This is a genomic window from Kribbella antibiotica (assembly GCF_004349055.1).
Taxonomy (GTDB): domain Bacteria; phylum Actinomycetota; class Actinomycetes; order Propionibacteriales; family Kribbellaceae; genus Kribbella; species Kribbella antibiotica.
On sequence record NZ_SMKX01000192.1, the window covers coordinates 1 to 15194 of the forward strand.

The window sequence follows — 15194 nt, forward strand, 5'->3', positions numbered from 1 at the left end:
GGGGCGCTGGGGCGGGCGGCGAGGACTGCTACCAGGGCAGCGAGTTCCTCGGCGGTCGGGTCGCCCTTGAGGATCTGCAGGTTCATCGAGGGTCTCCGATCAGAGCGGGATGTTGCCGTGCTTCTTGGGCGGGAGGGTGTCGCGTTTGGTGCGGAGGAGGCGGAGGCCGCGGACGATTTCGGCGCGGGTCTCGCTGGGCTTGACGACCGCGTCGATGTAGCCGCGCTCGGCGGCGACGTACGGGTTGGCGAGCTTGTCCTCGTAGTCGAGGATGAGCTCTTGGCGACGAGCCTCGGGGTCCTCGGCGCCGGCGAGCTCGCGGCGGTAGAGGATGCCGACTGCGCCTTGGGCGCCCATGACGGCGATCTGGGCGGTCGGCCAGGCCAGGTTGATGTCGGCGCCGAGATGCTTGGAGCCCATCACGTCGTACGCGCCACCGTAGGCCTTGCGGGTGATGACGGTGATCATCGGGACGGTGGCCTCGGCGTACGCGTAGATCAGCTTGGCGCCGCGGCGGATGATGCCGTTCCACTCCTGGTCGGTGCCGGGCAGGAAGCCAGGCACGTCGACGAAGGTCAGGATCGGCAGGTTGAACGCGTCGCAGGTGCGGACGAACCGGGCCGCCTTCTCGGAGGCATCGATGTCGAGGGTGCCGGCGAACTGCATCGGCTGGTTCGCGACGACGCCGACCGGGCGGCCCTCGACGCGGCCGAAGCCGACGATGATGTTCGGCGCGAACAGCGTCTGTACCTCGAGGAAGTCGCCGTCGTCGACGACCGTTTCGATCACCGTGTGCATGTCGTACGGCTGATTCGGCGAGTCCGGGATCAGGGTGTCGAGCGCGAGATCGGTCTCGTCCGGCTCGAGGTCAGCCGGGGCGTCGTAGACCGGCGGGTCCTCGAGGTTGTTCTGCGGGAGGTGGCTGACGAGCGACTTGACCCACTCGATCGCGTCCTCCTCGTCACTGCCGAGGTAGTGCGCGTTGCCGGACTTGGTGTTGTGTGTCCGCGCGCCGCCGAGCTCCTCCTGTGTGACGTCCTCGCCGGTGACGGTCTTGATCACGTCCGGTCCGGTGATGAACATGTACGACGACTCGTCGACCATGACCGTGAAGTCGGTGACCGCGGGGGAGTAGACCGCGCCGCCCGCGCACGGGCCCATGATGAGTGAGATCTGCGGGATCACGCCGGAGGCCCGGACGTTGCGGCGGAAGATCTCGCCGTACAGGCCGAGGCTGACCACGCCCTCCTGGATCCGCGCGCCGCCGGAGTCGTTGATGCCGATCAGCGGGCAGCCGATCTTCATCGCCAGATCCATCACCTTGACGATCTTCTCGCCGAAGACCTCACCGAGGCTGCCGCCGAAGACCGTGAAATCCTGGGCGAACACACAGACCTGACGGCCGTCGATGGTCCCGTAGCCGGTCACCACACCGTCGCCGTACGGGCGGTTCGCCTCCAGCCCGAAGCTGGTCGAGCGGTGCCGCGCGAACTCGTCGAGCTCGGCGAACGAGCCCTCGTCGAGCAGCAGCGCGATCCGCTCCCGGGCAGTCTTCTTACCCCGCGCGTGCTGCTTCTCCACCGCGCGCTCCGACCCGGCATGTACGGCGTCGTCGAGTCGCTGCTCGAGATCCGCGATCTTGCCGGCGGTGGTGTGGATGTTCACCGTCTCTCCCATGAGAGGGCAGCCTACGCGTCAGTAGGCCGCCCTGCCTGTGACGTCGGCCGCAACGACCCACTGAATGCGATGATGCCGCCATGGACTACCGCGAGTTCGACGCTGAACGCCGCCGGATCGTGCATGGCTGGGGGCGTGAGATCACCGACCCCGACGAGCTGACGGCGGCCGCGGCCCGCCTTCGCGAGCAGGCGCCGACGATCGAGCGCGACAAGGACCGGGAGAAGGCCTTCCGTCATCTGGCCAACCTCGACAGGTTCGTCGCCGGAGCGCTGAACCCGGAGCCCGAGAGTGAAGCGGTCTGGGCGGCCAACGACGCCATGATGCGGGGGCTGCAGCCGATCGGTAGTCCGGCCGAGCAGCAGGCCCGTGCGCGGGCGGCCATTGACGAGATCAACCGCATTGCGGAGGGCGCACCGACGATCGGCGAGCAGATCGCTGCCCAGGAGATGAACGGCGCGCTGGCCGAGTTCATCCACGTGCTCGACGGCACGGACTCCCCGGAGAACTGACGTGGCCGTCGTACGGACCGCGGATAGTGAGGTCCCAGACGTCGGTGACGGCCTCTGGGAACGCGTCCGTGATGCCGTACAAGCCGAGTCGAGCGCGGACACGTCGCTGTGGAACGGCCAGATCGACTACACCGAAGAGCCCGGTACCCGTGGTGAGGCCTGGGACAACGGCCGAATCTGCTTCAACCAGGAGAGCGTTGTCCAGCCGCTGCAGGATATGTATGCGACTCAGGGACAGCCCGCCACTGCTCAGCAGTGGGTCCTGCGCCGGAATGCGCTGAAGACGGTCGCGCACGAGTTCAGCCACCTCGCGTCTCCCGACGGGTACACGCATGGCGACCGGCTCGCCGGCATGAAGCTGAAGGGGACCCGGCCGCTCGAGGAGGGCGTGACTGAGGCCTGGAGCCAAGCGGCCGTCGATCGGTTGGCCGACCGGGTGCTGCCGCCGGACATGGCTGAGCAGGTGAAGGCCGTGCGGGAGGCTCGCGGCGGGCACTCGTACCCGGGCTGGGAACCGGCGGCCCGTGCGTTCGCCGATGAGGTCGGCGCGGATGCCGGAGTCGAGGGTGACGAGGTATTGAGCCGGATGGCGAAGGAACCTCGGACGACCAAGGCGCGCGCTGCTGCAGATCTGCTGTACGACGCCTCGGACCTGCCGGAGTTGGTGCCTGCCGAGCAGGAGGAGGCGGTTCGACAGGAGATCGCCGGCACAATCGACAAGGGCTTCGCGGATCTGCAGCCGTTGAACGACAAGTTCACGGCGACCACCCGCGCGGAATCTGCCGAGCGTGGTCTTGGCATCGCGGAGTCGGCGTCCGATGTGGTGCGTGCTGCCGAGGAGCGGTATCGGGGCGCACCCGAGCAGCAGGTGCAGCAGGAAGAGACGCTGGACCTGGGCGCACTTCCGCCGCCTAATCCCGCCGACCGCATCCCGACGCGCGAGGAGCCGACGCAGCAGAGCACGGCCGAGCAGCCGGGTGAGCAGCGGGCGGTGGATCCGCGGGTTGCATATGCGCAACAGCGGGAGGCGCCGCAGGCGGTCGAGGAAGCGCAGCCGGTGGACCCGCGGGTTGCCTACGCGCAACAGTCCGGAGCGGCGTCGCAGCAGCCTGGCTCAGCGCAGGAGCGCCCGGTGGATCCGCGGGTGGCGTTTGCGCAGTTGTCGCCAGCTCAGCAGCAGGCGCAGTTGCAGGCCGGGTCGCAGCAGGGTGGATCGGAGCAGGCCGGGGCGACCCAACGGTCTGCGACGCAGCAGTCCGCGGGGGTGCAGGCTGCGGGGCATCCGGGTGAGCAGGACGTGGCCGCGTTGCGTGGAGTGTTGGAGGACCAGCCGTCAGCGGCGGGTGCCCCGCGTGTCCCGCAAGGCGAGGCGGCGGAGGGCCGTCGCCCGACTGGTCACGGAGCTGCGACCGGCCGCCATACGGAAAACACCCCCGCCCGCTGAGCGAGCGCGCAAAGGTGGGTTGGCTGCTCTTTGTGCGCGAAGCTCGTCCTTGTGCATCCACCAACCGTTTTGGCGCCGCGAAAGTGGTCGGTGGGTGCTCAAAGATGCGCTGCATGCACAAGGGTGCGTGGGCTGCTCTAGAGGGGGCCCACCGCGAAGATTTTGGTGAGGCGGGCGGCCAGGGCCAGGTCGCCTCGGACGGAGAGGCGTTGTTTGAGGACGGCCAGCACCGGATCTTCGTTGCCGGTGACTACGCGGAGCAGGGTGGCCGGGTCGGTGCGGATGGAGATGTCGGCTGTGGGGGTGCCGTCGAGGAGCTCGCACTGGCCGTCGCTGACGCGGATCCAGAAGGTGTTGGCGTCTTCGGGGCCGCCGGCTCCGGTGATGTGCCAGGCGACGACGGCGTCGAAGCCGGCCGCGCGGGCGGGGCGGAGGTACTCCGGCATCCGCCGAAAGATCTCGCGCAACGCGACCTCTCGTACTCCCCCGATGAGTCGATGCCGAAGCTCCCGCTCCGATGTCCGGTCGACCAGCCGGGCCAGCTCGCTCGCATCCATACCCGCGAGCCCGTCAGCCTCCAGCCAACCGGCACTCCCTCGATCGGTCACCCGATCCCCACCCCCGCGGCAGTTCCTACCGGACCGTAGGAATCTCGCCTGATCTGATAGCTTTGTCAAGTGGTCGAGCCCTCCGAGAAACGGCTGCGGGCGGCACATCTCGGGCCGGAGCGGCGGCGGCCGATGTTGCTGGATGCGGCCCTCGAGGTCTTCTCCGAACAAGGCTTCGCCGGGACGACGATGCAGTCGGTGGCGGATGCGGCCGGTGTCACCAAACCGGTGGTCTACGACTCGTTCGCGAATCGCGACGCACTGCTGCTTGCGCTGCTGGCGCGTGAAGAGCAGCACCTGGTCCTCTCGATCATGGCCGCGCTCCCGCAGGACCCGACGGTGGGGACGCCGGAGCAGCATGTGCTCGACGGCCTGACCGCCTTCCTCAGCACTGCCGCGGAGAACCCGCAGTCGTGGCGGATCGTCTTCGGAGCCCAGTACGGCGCCGCTCCCGCGGTGGCGAACCGGGTTCGCGCCGCCCGGGCCTTCCTGGTCGAGGGCCTTCGCCTGACCCTCGTGCAGTCCCTCCCCGGCGTCACCGATCCCGACGCGAATCTCCCCGTCCTCGCCGAGCTGCTCGCATCCATGACCGAGGCGTCGGCCCGGATGCTCGTGGTCGACGGCACCGACCGCACCCCGGCCGAGCTGGCCAAGGTGGTCTCCCAGGTCGTCGGCGGCGGTTTCAGCAACGTCTAGGTGACCTACTGTTAAGTAGCGTCAGAAACGGTCACGATGCATCCAGTTGGCGGACTCTGCGAGGCGTTGAGTGGGCGCGCCCAGTAGGGTGGGCGAACGTGACCGAGACCGGTAGTGAGACCCGTACCCGCGCGCGGTTCGAGGTGCCCGAGGAGCTTCGGGCCGACGTTCGTCTGCTGGGTGAGATCCTCGGCAAAGTGCTCGTCGAGTACGCCGGTCAGCCGCTGCTCAACGATGTCGAGCGGCTGCGCGAACTCACCATTGCCGGTGACGGCGAAGCTGCTGAGCAGTTGGTGGCCTCCTGGCCGCATGAGCGGGCTGAGGACGTCGCCCGCGCGTTCAGCTGCTACTTCCACCTGACGAACCTGAGCGAAGAGCTGCACCGCGCCCGGGTGCTGCGTGAGCGCGACCGGAGCGACAACGCCCTGGTCACCTCCGAGCTGGCCCAGGCGGTCGAGCAGATTTCCCGTGACAGCGGTGAGCAGCAGGCACGGGCGCTGCTGAACGGGCTGGAGTTCCGCCCGGTGCTGACCGCGCACCCGACCGAGGCACGCCGCCGCGCGATCCTGGCGACGATCCGGCGGATCTCCGGGCTGCTCGAAGAGCGGCACGACCCGCGGGCCGGCGACAGTGAGCTGGCCGAGAACCGGCGCCGCCTGGTCGAGCAGGTCGACATCCTGTGGCGGACCGCGCAGCTGCGCGAGGCCCGCCCGTCGCCGCTGGACGAGGTGCGCTCGGCGATGGCCGTGTTCGAGGAGACGCTCTTCGACGTGGTCGGCAACGTCTACCGCCGCTTGGACGACGCGCTGGCTGGTGAGGGCGCCGGACTGCGGCAGCCCGTGGTGGCGCCGTTCGTCCGCCTCGGCTCGTGGATCGGCGGTGACCGCGACGGCAACCCGAACGTCACTGCGGCGATCACCCGCGAGGCGATGCAGATCCAGGCTGACCACGTGCTGCGGGCGCTCGAGCTGGCGACCGACAAGCTTGGCCGTTCGCTCACGCTGGACGCGGCGACCACTCCGCCGTCCGCACCGGTGCGGCGGATCCTCGAGGACGCCCGGGCGGTCAACCCCGAGCTGATCACGGACATCGAGTCCCGGTCGCCGTCCGAGCCGCACCGGCAGCTCCTGCTGCTCGCTGCGCGCCGTCTGGCCGCTACGCGCTCCCGTGACGCCGACTTCGGCTACCCGCGTGCTGCTGACTTCCTGCACGAGCTCAAGGTCCTCCAGGACTCGCTGGTGAGCGCAGGCGCACCCCGTCAGGCGTACGGCGATCTGCAGCAGCTCATCTGGCAGGTGAACTCGTTCGGCTTCCACCTGGCCGAGCTGGAGGTCCGCCAGCACTCCTCGGTGCACGCCAAGGCGCTCGAAGAGGTGCTCGGCGGTGGTGAGCTGTCCGACCAGACCGAAGAGGTCCTGGCGACGCTGCGCGTCATCGGGCAGATCCAGCAGCGCTTCGGTCCCGAGGCCTGCCGCCGGTACGTCGTCTCGTTCACCCGGAACGCGGGTGACCTGGCGGCTGTCTACGAGCTCGCCGACGCGGCGCTCGACGGCCGTCCGATCGAGCTGGACGTCGTGCCGCTGTTCGAGACCGGCGAGGACCTGCAGAACTCGGTCGAGGTACTCGACAACGCCATCCAGCTGACCCGGGTCCGCCACCGCCTCACGGCTAACGACCGGCGCTTCGAGGTCATGCTCGGGTACTCCGACTCCGCCAAGGACGTCGGCCCGGTGTCGGCCACCCTGGCCCTGTACGACGCCCAGGCGCGGATCACGGCGTGGGCGCAGCGCAATGCGATCCGGCTGACTCTGTTCCACGGCCGCGGTGGCGCGCTGGGCCGCGGCGGCGGTCCCGCCAACCGCGCCGTACTGGCGCAGGCTCCTGGGTCGGTGGCTGGTCGCTTCAAGCTCACTGAGCAGGGCGAGGCCATTCCGGCTCGCTACGGCAACGCACCGATCGCGCAGCGGCACATCGAGCAGGTGACCGCGGCAACGCTGCTCGCCTCCACTCCGGCGATCGAGGAGCGCGCAGTCGTGGCGGCGGAGCGTTTCGCCGTCATGGAGAAGACGCTCGACGAAGCAGCCCGTACGGCGTACCACCGGCTCGTGAAGGCTGATGGCTTCGCAGAGTGGTTCGGCCGGGTGACTCCGCTGGAGGAGCTCGGGCAGCTGCCGCTCGGATCGCGTCCGGCTCGTCGTGGCGTCGCAGTGTCGTCGCTGGAGGACCTGCGGGCGATCCCGTGGGTGTTCGCCTGGTCGCAGGCCCGCGTCAACGCACCGGGCTGGTATGGCCTCGGTTCGGCGCTGGCCGCGGTCGACGACGTCGCCGTACTGCAGGATGCGAACCAGAACTGGCCGCTCTTCCAGGTGATGCTGGAGAACGCCGAGATGTCGCTGGCGAAGACCGACCGCCGCATCCTCAGCCGCTACCTGGAGTTGGGCGACCGGTCCGACCTCACGCAACTGATGCTCGACGAGCACGCCCTCACCACCGAGTGGGTGCTCAAGATCCTCAAGCAGGAGCGGCTGCTCGCCGGACGCCGTGTGCTGGGCCGTGCGGTCGAGCTACGCAACCCGTACGTCGACGCGCTCAGCTACCTGCAGTTGCGCGCGCTGCGGACGCTGCGAACCGATGACACGCTCACCGAAGCGCAGATCGTGCGGACCCGGCGGCTGCTGTTGCTGACCGTCTCGGGCGTTGCCGCCGGCCTGCAGAACACCGGCTGATGTTCGGCGACCTCGACCGGCCCCCACTCGATGCGCGTTATCTGAGTGGGCGGCTGGTGCGTCCCGGCTCGCTGTGGACGCAGATCGACGTACTGGAAGACACGCCGTCGACCAACGCAGACGTGGCCAAGGCTGCGGCTGAAGGTGCTCCAGAAGGCCTTGTGGTGCTCACTGAGTACCAGTCCGCGGGTCGTGGTCGGCTCGGGCGCACCTGGACGACGCCTCCCCGTTCGGCACTGCTGATGTCGGCCCTGCTGCGGCCGACGACTGTGGCGCCGGAGCGTTGGCCATGGCTCGGTTTGCTCGTGCCGCTGGCAGTGGCAGCGGCAGTGCGCCAGGTGGCGCAGATTCCAGCCCAGGTGAAGTGGCCGAACGACGTACTGGTCGAGGACCGCAAGCTGGCCGGCATCCTGCTCGAGCGGATCGACGGACCGGCAGTCGTTGTCGGCATGGGGATCAACGTGACTCTGCGCGAGTCGGAGAAGCCGCATCCCGCAGCAACCTCGCTGGCGCTCGAGAACGCGGCCACAACCGACCGCGTGACAGTGGCGGCCGCAGTGCTGCGTGAGCTGGAGACCCGGTACCGCACCTGGCTGGAAGACCCCACCGCACTGCTCCCGGAGTACAGAGAGCTCTCAGCGACGCTGGGCCGAGCTGTTCGAGTAGAGCTGCCCGACGGCGCCTTCCTGGAAGGCACCGCGCGCGACCTGGCTGCAGACGGCCGCCTGATCGTGGACACCCCACTCGGCGAGCGTGCCCTGGCCGCCGGAGATGTGACGCACCTGAGAGCTCGCTGAATCCTTCCGCAGCCTCATCGGTTCTTCACAAGGCCGAATTACGTTCCAGAGCATGGAGATCTCACACTACGAAGTGACCGTGCGCTACCAGCTCATGCCGGAGTGCCTGTCCGGTGTGACCACGATCCTGGCCACGAGCACCGAGCGGCTGGCGAAGTTCGAACTGCGCTTCCTGCTGGCCGTCTCGGCGGTCAAGGTCAACAACGAGTCGGCTGCCTTCACAGCGGAGAACGGCGTTCTGACCGTGACCCCGAAGGATGCGATCGAGCCCGGTGCCGATCTGCTCGTCGTGGTCAGCTACTACGACAGCCCGGCGAATCACTCGGACGGTTGGGGCTGGGAACACACGCCCGGTGGTGCCGTCGTGGTCAGCTCGCCACAGTGGCTGTACCCGAGCGCGGATGGCCGAACAGAGTGGGCTACGCAGTCGGTGCAGATCGTCGTACCGAAGGGGTTGAAGGTCGAGCCGGTCGCTGCGGACAGCGACCGGCTCGTGGAACAGCTGTGTTAGCTAGTTGGTGAAGAGCTTCGCTGCGGTGATCAGGGTCTGGATGATGCCGTAGCCGAGCAGTACGGCGACGAGCAGCCAGGAGATCACCAAGCGCGGGGTCTGGTTCATTTCGCTGCCTCCACGCTGGATGTGGACTTCTCATGGAACTTCGCCGCGACCGGCCGGATCAGCAGGTTGGCGATGAAGCCGATGGCCAGGACGCCGACCATGGTGAACAGGGCCGGCCGGTACGCCTCGGCGGTCAGGGTGCCTGGCTTGCCCTCACGGTCGAGGAAGCCGTTGATGATGAGCGGACCGACGACGCCGGCCACCGACCACGCGGTGAGCAGCCGGCCGTGGATCGCGCCGACCTGGTAGGTGCCGAAGAGATCCCGCAGGTACGCCGGGACCGTGGCGAACCCGCCGCCGTAGAAGGACAGGATGACCGCGGCCAGCAGCACGAAGATCGCCGTACTGTTGTGGCCGATCGTCGCGAGCAGGAAGTAGGCGACGATGCCGACGCCGAGGTACACGGCGTAGATCGGCTTGCGGCCGATGACGTCCGACGTGGACGACCAGACGAACCGGCCGGCCATGTTGAAGATCGACAGGACGCCGACGAAGCCGGCTGCCGCGGCGACCGCGACCGTCGAGGTGCCACCGGCGCCGCGGAAGAAGTCCTGGATCATCGGGCTGGCCTGCTCCAGGATGCCGATGCCGGCGGTGACGTTGCAGAGCAGGACGACCCAGAGCAACCAGAACTGCGGGGTCTTGATCGCGTTCGCGGCGGAGACGTTGGACGTCGTGACGAGCGCCTTCTGCTTGACCTTCGACGGGTCGAAACCATCCGGCTTCCAGCCCTCGGCAGGGACCCGGATGTTGAAGACACCGAACATCATGATCACGAAGTAGACGAGGCCGAGAGTGACGAACAGCAGCACCAGGGCGTGGCCGTCGGCAACCGACTTGCTGTTGTTCGGGTCGTAGCCGGAGTCGTAGGCACCGAGCAGTTGGCGGGACAGCGGGCTGGCGAGCAGCGCGCCACCACCGAAGCCCATGATCGCCAGGCCGGTGGCCAGGCCCGGACGGTCCGGGAACCACTTGATCAGCGTCGAGACCGGGGAGATGTAGCCGATTCCCAGTCCGATACCGCCGATCACGCCGTACCCGAGGTAGAGCAGCCAGAGCTGACCGGTACCGATGCCCAAGGCACCGACTCCGAAGCCGGTGGCCCAGAAACAGGCGGACACGAACATGGCCTTCCGCGGCCCGCTGCGCTCGACCCAGGTGCCGCCGATCGCGGCGGACAGGCCCAGCATCACGATCGCGATACTGAACACGACTCCGACAGAGGTCAGGCTGGCATCGAAATGCTTCACCAGCGACGTCTTGTAGACGCTGGTGGCGTACGCCTGGCCGATACACAGGTGCACGGCGAGCGCGGCCGGCGGGATCAGCCAACGGCTGTACCCCGGAGGCGCGACCGTGTGTTCCCGGTCGAGTACCGACAAGATGCCCATCACGGCTCCTTCTGCATGTTCCCGGCTCCGTTTGTCAGATCAAACGGATGATCCTCGGGCATCCTTGCCGACCTGTATGCATTTTGTGAAGTCTTGTACTACCCACTTTGCCCGGAGTGCTTACCCACTTAGCCCGATCGTGTCGGCACGGGACACCGCCCCCGGAAGCTGTGAGACTGGGCCTATGGCAATCTCGGCGAAACTGTTGGGCGAGGACGAGTACGTCGTCGTCAGCACCCGGACGCACTGGAAGGCGTTGATCTTCCCGGTGTTCCTGCTTCTGGTGGTGGCCGGCGGTGGCGGCTTCCTGGCCGCGATCATCCCGCCGGGGGATCTGCAGACGCCGGGCCGGATCGCGATCCTGGCGGTCGGCGTGGTGCTGCTGTTCACGTTCGCGGCCAAGCCGTTCCTGAACTGGTTCTTCTCGATGTACACGCTGACGAACCGCCGGCTCATCACGCGGCACGGCATCCTCACCCGCACCGGGCGCGACATCCCGCTGATGCGGATCAACGACGTCTCGTACGAGCACGGTCTGGTGGACCGCATCCTCGGCTGCGGCACGCTCCACATCGAGTCCGCCGGTGAACGCGGTCAGGTTGTGCTGCCCGACGTACCGCACGTCGAGCACGTCCACCTGCAGATGTCCGACCTGCTCTTCGGCGGCCCCGAGGGCCGCCCGGGCGACGGCATCCTGGACGACGAGCAGCCGCCGGAACACCAGCGCCGCAAGCCCAAGCCTGCCGACCCGGAAGACGGCGAGACGCTCTTCAGCTCCGACCGTTAGGCCGGCGAAGAGGTCAGCGAACGGCCGGTAGGTCTCCGGTGTCGGAGTCCAGGTCGACGGTGCTGACCGGGGTGTGTGGGTGCTCGATCTCTTCGAGGGCGATCTCTTCGCGGAAGACGAACTTGCGATAGGACCAGAATCTGAAGAGGGTGCCGAGGCCCAGGCCGACGAAGTTGGCCGCGATGTTGTCGGACAGCCAGCTGTGCAGGTCCAGCACGTAGCGGGAGAAGGCCAGGCAGCCGGCCGCGATCAGCAGGCCGACGCCGTTGAGCGCGAAGAACAGCACGTACTCACGGTGCAGGCCGGTGCGCTCGCGGTGCCGCCACGTCCAGAACCGGTTGCCGAAGTACGTCACCAGCGTCGCCACCGTGGTGGAGATCAGCTTGGCGGTCAGCGGCTTGTGGTGCAGCATGCCCACGCCGGAGTCGGCGAGCACCAGCGGGTTGTTGAAGACCAGCCAGTTGTAGATCGGCAGGTCGATGACCAGACCGAGCAGACCGATCAGACCGAACTTGGCCACTTCGTGCACCAGGTGCTCGACCTGGCGGTACAACTTGGTGACGAGCTTCAACGGTCTTCGGCACTTTCTGTGATCAAGCCGCAACAGCGGGGGGCCTCTCCACGGTACCCGGCGACATGTCTCCGGCCGAAATCGTCCGCGTGCCCAGGGTGGCCGCCGTACGCCTGGTGATGTATGGACATTAGGCTCCCGTTCGTGAAGTTTTCCCGAGATGAGTTGCCGGTCGGCACCCCCGTGGTCGGCATGGTCGGCGGCGGGCAGCTGGCCCGGATGACGCAGGAGACCGCGATCGCGCTCGGGGTTCAGCTCCGCGTGCTCGCGGAGGGACCCACAGTTTCGGCCGCGCAGGCGGTCGCCGACGCGCCGGTGGGCGACTACAAGGACCCCGAGACGGTACGGCGCTTTGCCGCGGAGTGCGATGTGGTCACGTTCGACCACGAGCACGTGCCGACGGATCTGTTGCGCGCGCTCGAGGCCGAGAACGTAAAGGTTTTCCCGGGGCCGGATGCGCTCGTGCACGCGCAGGACAAAGCGGTCATGCGGAGCCGGCTGGACAGCTTCGACGCGCCGTCGCCGGCGCATCAGGTGGTCGAGTCGGCCGCTGAGGTGGCGGACTTCGCCAAGCGCGTCGGCGGGTTCCCGATCATCCTGAAGACCACCCGCGGTGGTTACGACGGCAAGGGCGTCTGGTTCATCGACGGGCCGGACGACGCCGACATCGCGGTCGCGTTCGGCAGCGGCGTACCGATCCTGGCCGAGGAGAAGGTCGACTTCGTCCGCGAACTGTCCGCGATCGTGGCGCGCTCGCCGCACGGGCAGGCGGTCGCGTATCCGATCGTCGAGTCCGTCCAGCGCGACGGCATCTGTGTCGAGGTCACGGCACCCGCGCCCGGGCTGGCTCCGGAGAAGGCTGCGCAGGCCCAGCAGACTGCGCTGCGGATCGCCGGTGAGCTCGGCGTGGTTGGCATCCTCGCGGTCGAGATGTTCGAGGCGCGCGATGGACGGCTGCTGGTCAATGAGCTCGCGATGCGTCCGCACAACACCGGCCACTGGTCGATCGACGGCGCGGTGACCTCGCAGTTCGAGAACCACCTGCGTGCGGTGCTCGATCTGCCGCTCGGGTCTCCGGCTGCGCGAGCGCCGTACACGGTGATGGTGAATGTGCTCGGCGGCGATGTCGAGGACATGCATCGCGGGTTGCTGCACTGTCTGGCGCGCGACCCGGGGCTGAAGGTTCACTTCTACGGGAAGTCGGTGAAGGCGGGCCGCAAGGTCGGCCACGTCACGGCGTACGGCTCCTCGCTGGAAGAGACCCAGGAGCGGGCGCGGCACGCGGCGGCTTATCTGACCGGCACGATCGACGAATGAGAGACCTGTTGTGATTGGCATTGTGATGGGGTCGGATTCGGACTGGCCGACGATGAAGGCTGCGGCCGAGGTGTGCGTCGAGTTCGACGTGCCCTTTGAGGCAGATGTGATCTCCGCGCACCGGATGCCGGCCGAGATGATTGATTACGGACGGTCAGCACACGAGCGGGGTCTCAAGGTGCTGATCGCCGGTGCCGGCGGGGCCGCGCACCTGCCGGGGATGCTGGCGTCGGTGACGCCGCTGCCGGTGATCGGGGTGCCGGTGCCGCTGAAGTACCTGGACGGGATGGACTCGCTGCTCTCGATCGTGCAGATGCCGGCGGGCGTTCCGGTGGCGACGGTCTCGATCGGCAACGCCAAGAACGCCGGACTGCTCGCCGTACGGATTCTGGCGGCGTCGGATGAGAAACTGCGGGACAAGATGATCGCGTTCCAGGAGTCGCTGGCCGAGATGGCCCGCGCGAAGGGCGCTACTGTGCGTGATGGCGCCACAGACCTCCGTCAATCCTGAGCAATAGTCGGTTTTTCACGGGCCTGGCGGGGGTAGTCGTCAGGTCCCACCCATTTGTCGTCTAAGGTCGTCGATCGTGACTCCGCCCGCTGATTCGGACACGCAGCGCATCCCAGGCCGTTACTGGCTCTGGTTGTTCGGTGCTGCCGTGTCGCTGCTCGGCGACCTGACCATCACTTTCGCGATCGGCTGGTCGGCCAGCAAGCACGGCGGCAGTGTGGCCGGTCTGATCCTGCTGCTCGCCGCCGCGCCCCGTGCCGCACTGCTGCTGGTCGGCGGCGCGATCGGGGACCGCTTCGGCGCGCCTCGCGTTCTGCTGATCAGCTGTACGGCGATGTTCGTCGTCACCGGCGCACTCGTCCCGGCGACACTCGCGGCCGGTGAGCCGGTCTGGCTGCTTGTCTGCCTGGCCTTGGTGGTCGGCGTCATCGACGCGTTCTTCCTGCCGTCGTCGCGCGCCATGCCGCGACTGCTCGTCCCGCCGCAGCAGGTCCCGCGGGCGCTCGCCAGCTTCCAGGTGACGGGCGTCATCTTCGCCGTCACCGGTACGGCGGTCGGTGGCATCCTCGTCACGTGGTCCGGGCTGACCGCGGCCGCAGCCTTCGACGCGATCACCTTCGGCATCATGATCGTCGTACTGCTGATCCTGCGCACCTCGACCGTGCCCGCCCCGCCCAGCCAGGCAGGCATCTTCAAGTCCATCGCCGAAGGACTCCGCATCGCCTTCGGCAAGCCGCTCACCCGGGCGCTGCTGATCACGATGACGTTGGCGGCCGGTCTGCTGATGCCGATGGACTCACTCGTCCTGCCGCTGCTCGCGCGTCACCACGAGTGGGACGCGAAGACCGCCGGCCTCGTCATCGCAACCCGCAGCATCGGCGTCGGCGTGGTTTCCTTCCGCATCCTCATCCGCGGTGCCTTCCAGCGCCCAGGCGTCGTCGCCATGCTCGGCCTCTTCGGCGCCGCCATCGGGTACGTCGGCCTGTCGCTCGTCGACTCGATCCCGCTCACCATCGCCGCCGCCATCATCAGCGGCATCGGCGTCGGCGCCTTCACCGGCCACGTCCTGCCCCTGCTGATGAACTCCGTCGAACGCGGCTACCAGTCTCGCCTGCAGTCGGTCATCGTCCTGTGCCAGAGCCTCGCCCTGGTCCTGATGAACCCGCTCCTCGGCTGGATCTCCGACCAGTCCGTAGGCATCACCGGAGTCTGCCTAGGCATCGGCATCGCCGTAGCCCTCATCGGCGCCATCGCCCTGTCCCGCCGAGTAATCCGCACCGCCACCGTCTCCTAGCCCCCGCCCGGTCGGCCCAGTACGCCGTACCGTCGCCCGCCGTACCGGCAACTTTGTGTACCCACCAACCGTTTTCCCGGGCCGCCGATGGTCGGTGGCTTCCCAAGGTTGGTCTTCGCGCCCAAAGGTGGGTTGGCGTGTCTTTGGGCGCGAAGTGCGACTTTGGGTATCCACCAACCAGTTTCTCGGGGAAAAAGTGGTTGGTGGATACCCAAAGTTGGCGTTGGGGCCCAAAGCTGTCTCT

Annotated in this window: 16 protein-coding genes; 10 read left to right on the forward strand and 6 right to left on the reverse strand. The window is 67.9% G+C overall.

The genetic code is table 11. The features are described from left to right. A partial coding sequence (locus E1263_RS44435; protein ID WP_420323407.1) for an acyl-CoA carboxylase epsilon subunit occupies window positions 1–86 on the reverse strand: 86 nt, incomplete at its 3' end. 13 nt (window positions 87–99) lie between these two features. Then, window positions 100–1677, reverse strand: a complete 1578-nt coding sequence (locus E1263_RS37855) for an acyl-CoA carboxylase subunit beta (RefSeq protein ID WP_132176472.1) — start codon at window positions 1675–1677, stop codon at window positions 100–102. A gap of 80 nt (window positions 1678–1757) precedes the next feature. Here E1263_RS37855 and E1263_RS37860 point away from each other — a divergent pair, with 80 nt between their 5' ends. Both E1263_RS37860 and E1263_RS37865 read left to right on the forward strand, forming a co-directional pair. Beyond that, on the forward strand, window positions 1758–2189 hold the full coding sequence (locus E1263_RS37860) for a hypothetical protein (protein ID WP_132176474.1): 432 nt from the start codon (window positions 1758–1760) through the stop codon (window positions 2187–2189). Window position 2190: 1 nt separating this feature from the next. Next, the gene (locus tag E1263_RS37865; protein ID WP_132176476.1) at window positions 2191–3633 is read left to right on the forward strand and encodes a flagellar biosynthesis protein FlhF; all 1443 of its coding nucleotides are present in this window, start codon (window positions 2191–2193) and stop codon (window positions 3631–3633) included. 137 nt (window positions 3634–3770) lie between these two features. Here the strand turns inward: E1263_RS37865 and E1263_RS37870 are convergent, their stop codons facing one another. Continuing rightward, complete coding sequence (locus tag E1263_RS37870; RefSeq protein WP_165956888.1) at window positions 3771–4241, reverse strand: SCP2 sterol-binding domain-containing protein; 471 nt, start codon at window positions 4239–4241, stop codon at window positions 3771–3773. A gap of 69 nt (window positions 4242–4310) precedes the next feature. On the opposite strand from E1263_RS37870, the gene E1263_RS37875 reads away from it, so the two are divergent. From E1263_RS37875 to E1263_RS37890, 4 genes are all read left to right on the forward strand, one after another. Next, window positions 4311–4937: a TetR/AcrR family transcriptional regulator gene (locus E1263_RS37875; RefSeq protein WP_132176480.1), complete on the forward strand. Its 627-nt coding sequence runs from the start codon at window positions 4311–4313 to the stop codon at window positions 4935–4937. 98 nt (window positions 4938–5035) lie between these two features. Beyond that, a complete protein-coding gene (locus tag E1263_RS37880) occupies window positions 5036–7663 on the forward strand; it encodes a phosphoenolpyruvate carboxylase (protein ID WP_132176482.1) in 2628 nt (875 codons plus the stop codon). Continuing rightward, a complete protein-coding gene (locus E1263_RS37885) occupies window positions 7663–8460 on the forward strand; it encodes a biotin--[acetyl-CoA-carboxylase] ligase (RefSeq protein ID WP_132176484.1) in 798 nt (265 codons plus the stop codon). Before E1263_RS37880 ends, E1263_RS37885 begins: the two co-directional genes overlap by 1 nt. A 52-nt stretch (window positions 8461–8512) precedes the next feature. Next, a complete protein-coding gene (locus E1263_RS37890; RefSeq protein ID WP_132176486.1) occupies window positions 8513–8971 on the forward strand; it encodes a gluzincin family metallopeptidase in 459 nt (152 codons plus the stop codon). Here the strand turns inward: E1263_RS37890 and E1263_RS44440 are convergent, their stop codons facing one another. Both E1263_RS44440 and E1263_RS37895 read right to left on the reverse strand, forming a co-directional pair. Further along, window positions 8972–9079, reverse strand: a complete 108-nt coding sequence (locus tag E1263_RS44440) for an MFS transporter small subunit (protein WP_420323406.1) — start codon at window positions 9077–9079, stop codon at window positions 8972–8974. It lies immediately after the preceding gene. Beyond that, window positions 9076–10470, reverse strand: coding sequence for an OFA family MFS transporter (locus E1263_RS37895; protein WP_202869247.1), 1395 nt, complete (start codon window positions 10468–10470; stop codon window positions 9076–9078). Before E1263_RS37895 ends, E1263_RS44440 begins: the two co-directional genes overlap by 4 nt. Window positions 10471–10654: 184 nt before the next feature. Between E1263_RS37895 and E1263_RS37900 the strand changes: the two genes are divergently transcribed. Beyond that, window positions 10655–11257, forward strand: a complete 603-nt coding sequence (locus tag E1263_RS37900; RefSeq protein WP_132176488.1) for a PH domain-containing protein — start codon at window positions 10655–10657, stop codon at window positions 11255–11257. A gap of 13 nt (window positions 11258–11270) precedes the next feature. Here E1263_RS37900 and E1263_RS37905 read toward each other — a convergent pair whose 3' ends face one another. Continuing rightward, complete coding sequence (locus E1263_RS37905) at window positions 11271–11828, reverse strand: GtrA family protein (protein WP_132176489.1); 558 nt, start codon at window positions 11826–11828, stop codon at window positions 11271–11273. Window positions 11829–11951: 123 nt separating this feature from the next. On the opposite strand from E1263_RS37905, the gene E1263_RS37910 reads away from it, so the two are divergent. The 3 genes from E1263_RS37910 to E1263_RS37920 all read left to right on the forward strand — a co-directional run bounded on the left by E1263_RS37910 (window position 11952) and on the right by E1263_RS37920 (window position 14950). Next, complete coding sequence (locus E1263_RS37910) at window positions 11952–13145, forward strand: 5-(carboxyamino)imidazole ribonucleotide synthase (RefSeq protein WP_132176491.1); 1194 nt, start codon at window positions 11952–11954, stop codon at window positions 13143–13145. 25 nt (window positions 13146–13170) lie between these two features. Further along, window positions 13171–13656, forward strand: a complete 486-nt coding sequence (purE, locus tag E1263_RS37915; RefSeq protein ID WP_132176497.1) for a 5-(carboxyamino)imidazole ribonucleotide mutase — start codon at window positions 13171–13173, stop codon at window positions 13654–13656. Between the two features lie 76 nt (window positions 13657–13732). Beyond that, window positions 13733–14950 carry an MFS transporter gene (locus E1263_RS37920; protein ID WP_132176493.1) on the forward strand — a complete coding sequence of 406 codons (1218 nt, stop codon included), beginning with the start codon at window positions 13733–13735 and terminating at the stop codon, window positions 14948–14950. Window positions 14951–15194 lie beyond the last annotated feature (244 nt).

What these genes read in the sequence shown, in the direction of transcription:
- E1263_RS37855 (WP_132176472.1), bottom strand. Translation starts at nt 1,677, where the DNA reads ATGGGAGAGACGGTGAACATCCACACCACCGCCGGCAAGATCGCGGAT.
- E1263_RS37860 (WP_132176474.1), top strand. Translation starts at nt 1,758, where the DNA reads ATGGACTACCGCGAGTTCGACGCTGAACGCCGCCGGATCGTGCATGGC.
- E1263_RS37885 (WP_132176484.1), top strand. Translation starts at nt 7,663, where the DNA reads ATGTTCGGCGACCTCGACCGGCCCCCACTCGATGCGCGTTATCTGAGT.
- E1263_RS37890 (WP_132176486.1), top strand. Translation starts at nt 8,513, where the DNA reads ATGGAGATCTCACACTACGAAGTGACCGTGCGCTACCAGCTCATGCCG.
- E1263_RS44440 (WP_420323406.1), bottom strand. Translation starts at nt 9,079, where the DNA reads ATGAACCAGACCCCGCGCTTGGTGATCTCCTGGCTGCTCGTCGCCGTA.
- E1263_RS37895 (WP_202869247.1), bottom strand. Translation starts at nt 10,470, where the DNA reads ATGGGCATCTTGTCGGTACTCGACCGGGAACACACGGTCGCGCCTCCG.
- E1263_RS37900 (WP_132176488.1), top strand. Translation starts at nt 10,655, where the DNA reads ATGGCAATCTCGGCGAAACTGTTGGGCGAGGACGAGTACGTCGTCGTC.
- E1263_RS37910 (WP_132176491.1), top strand. Translation starts at nt 11,952, where the DNA reads ATGGACATTAGGCTCCCGTTCGTGAAGTTTTCCCGAGATGAGTTGCCG.
- purE (WP_132176497.1), top strand. Translation starts at nt 13,171, where the DNA reads ATGGGGTCGGATTCGGACTGGCCGACGATGAAGGCTGCGGCCGAGGTG.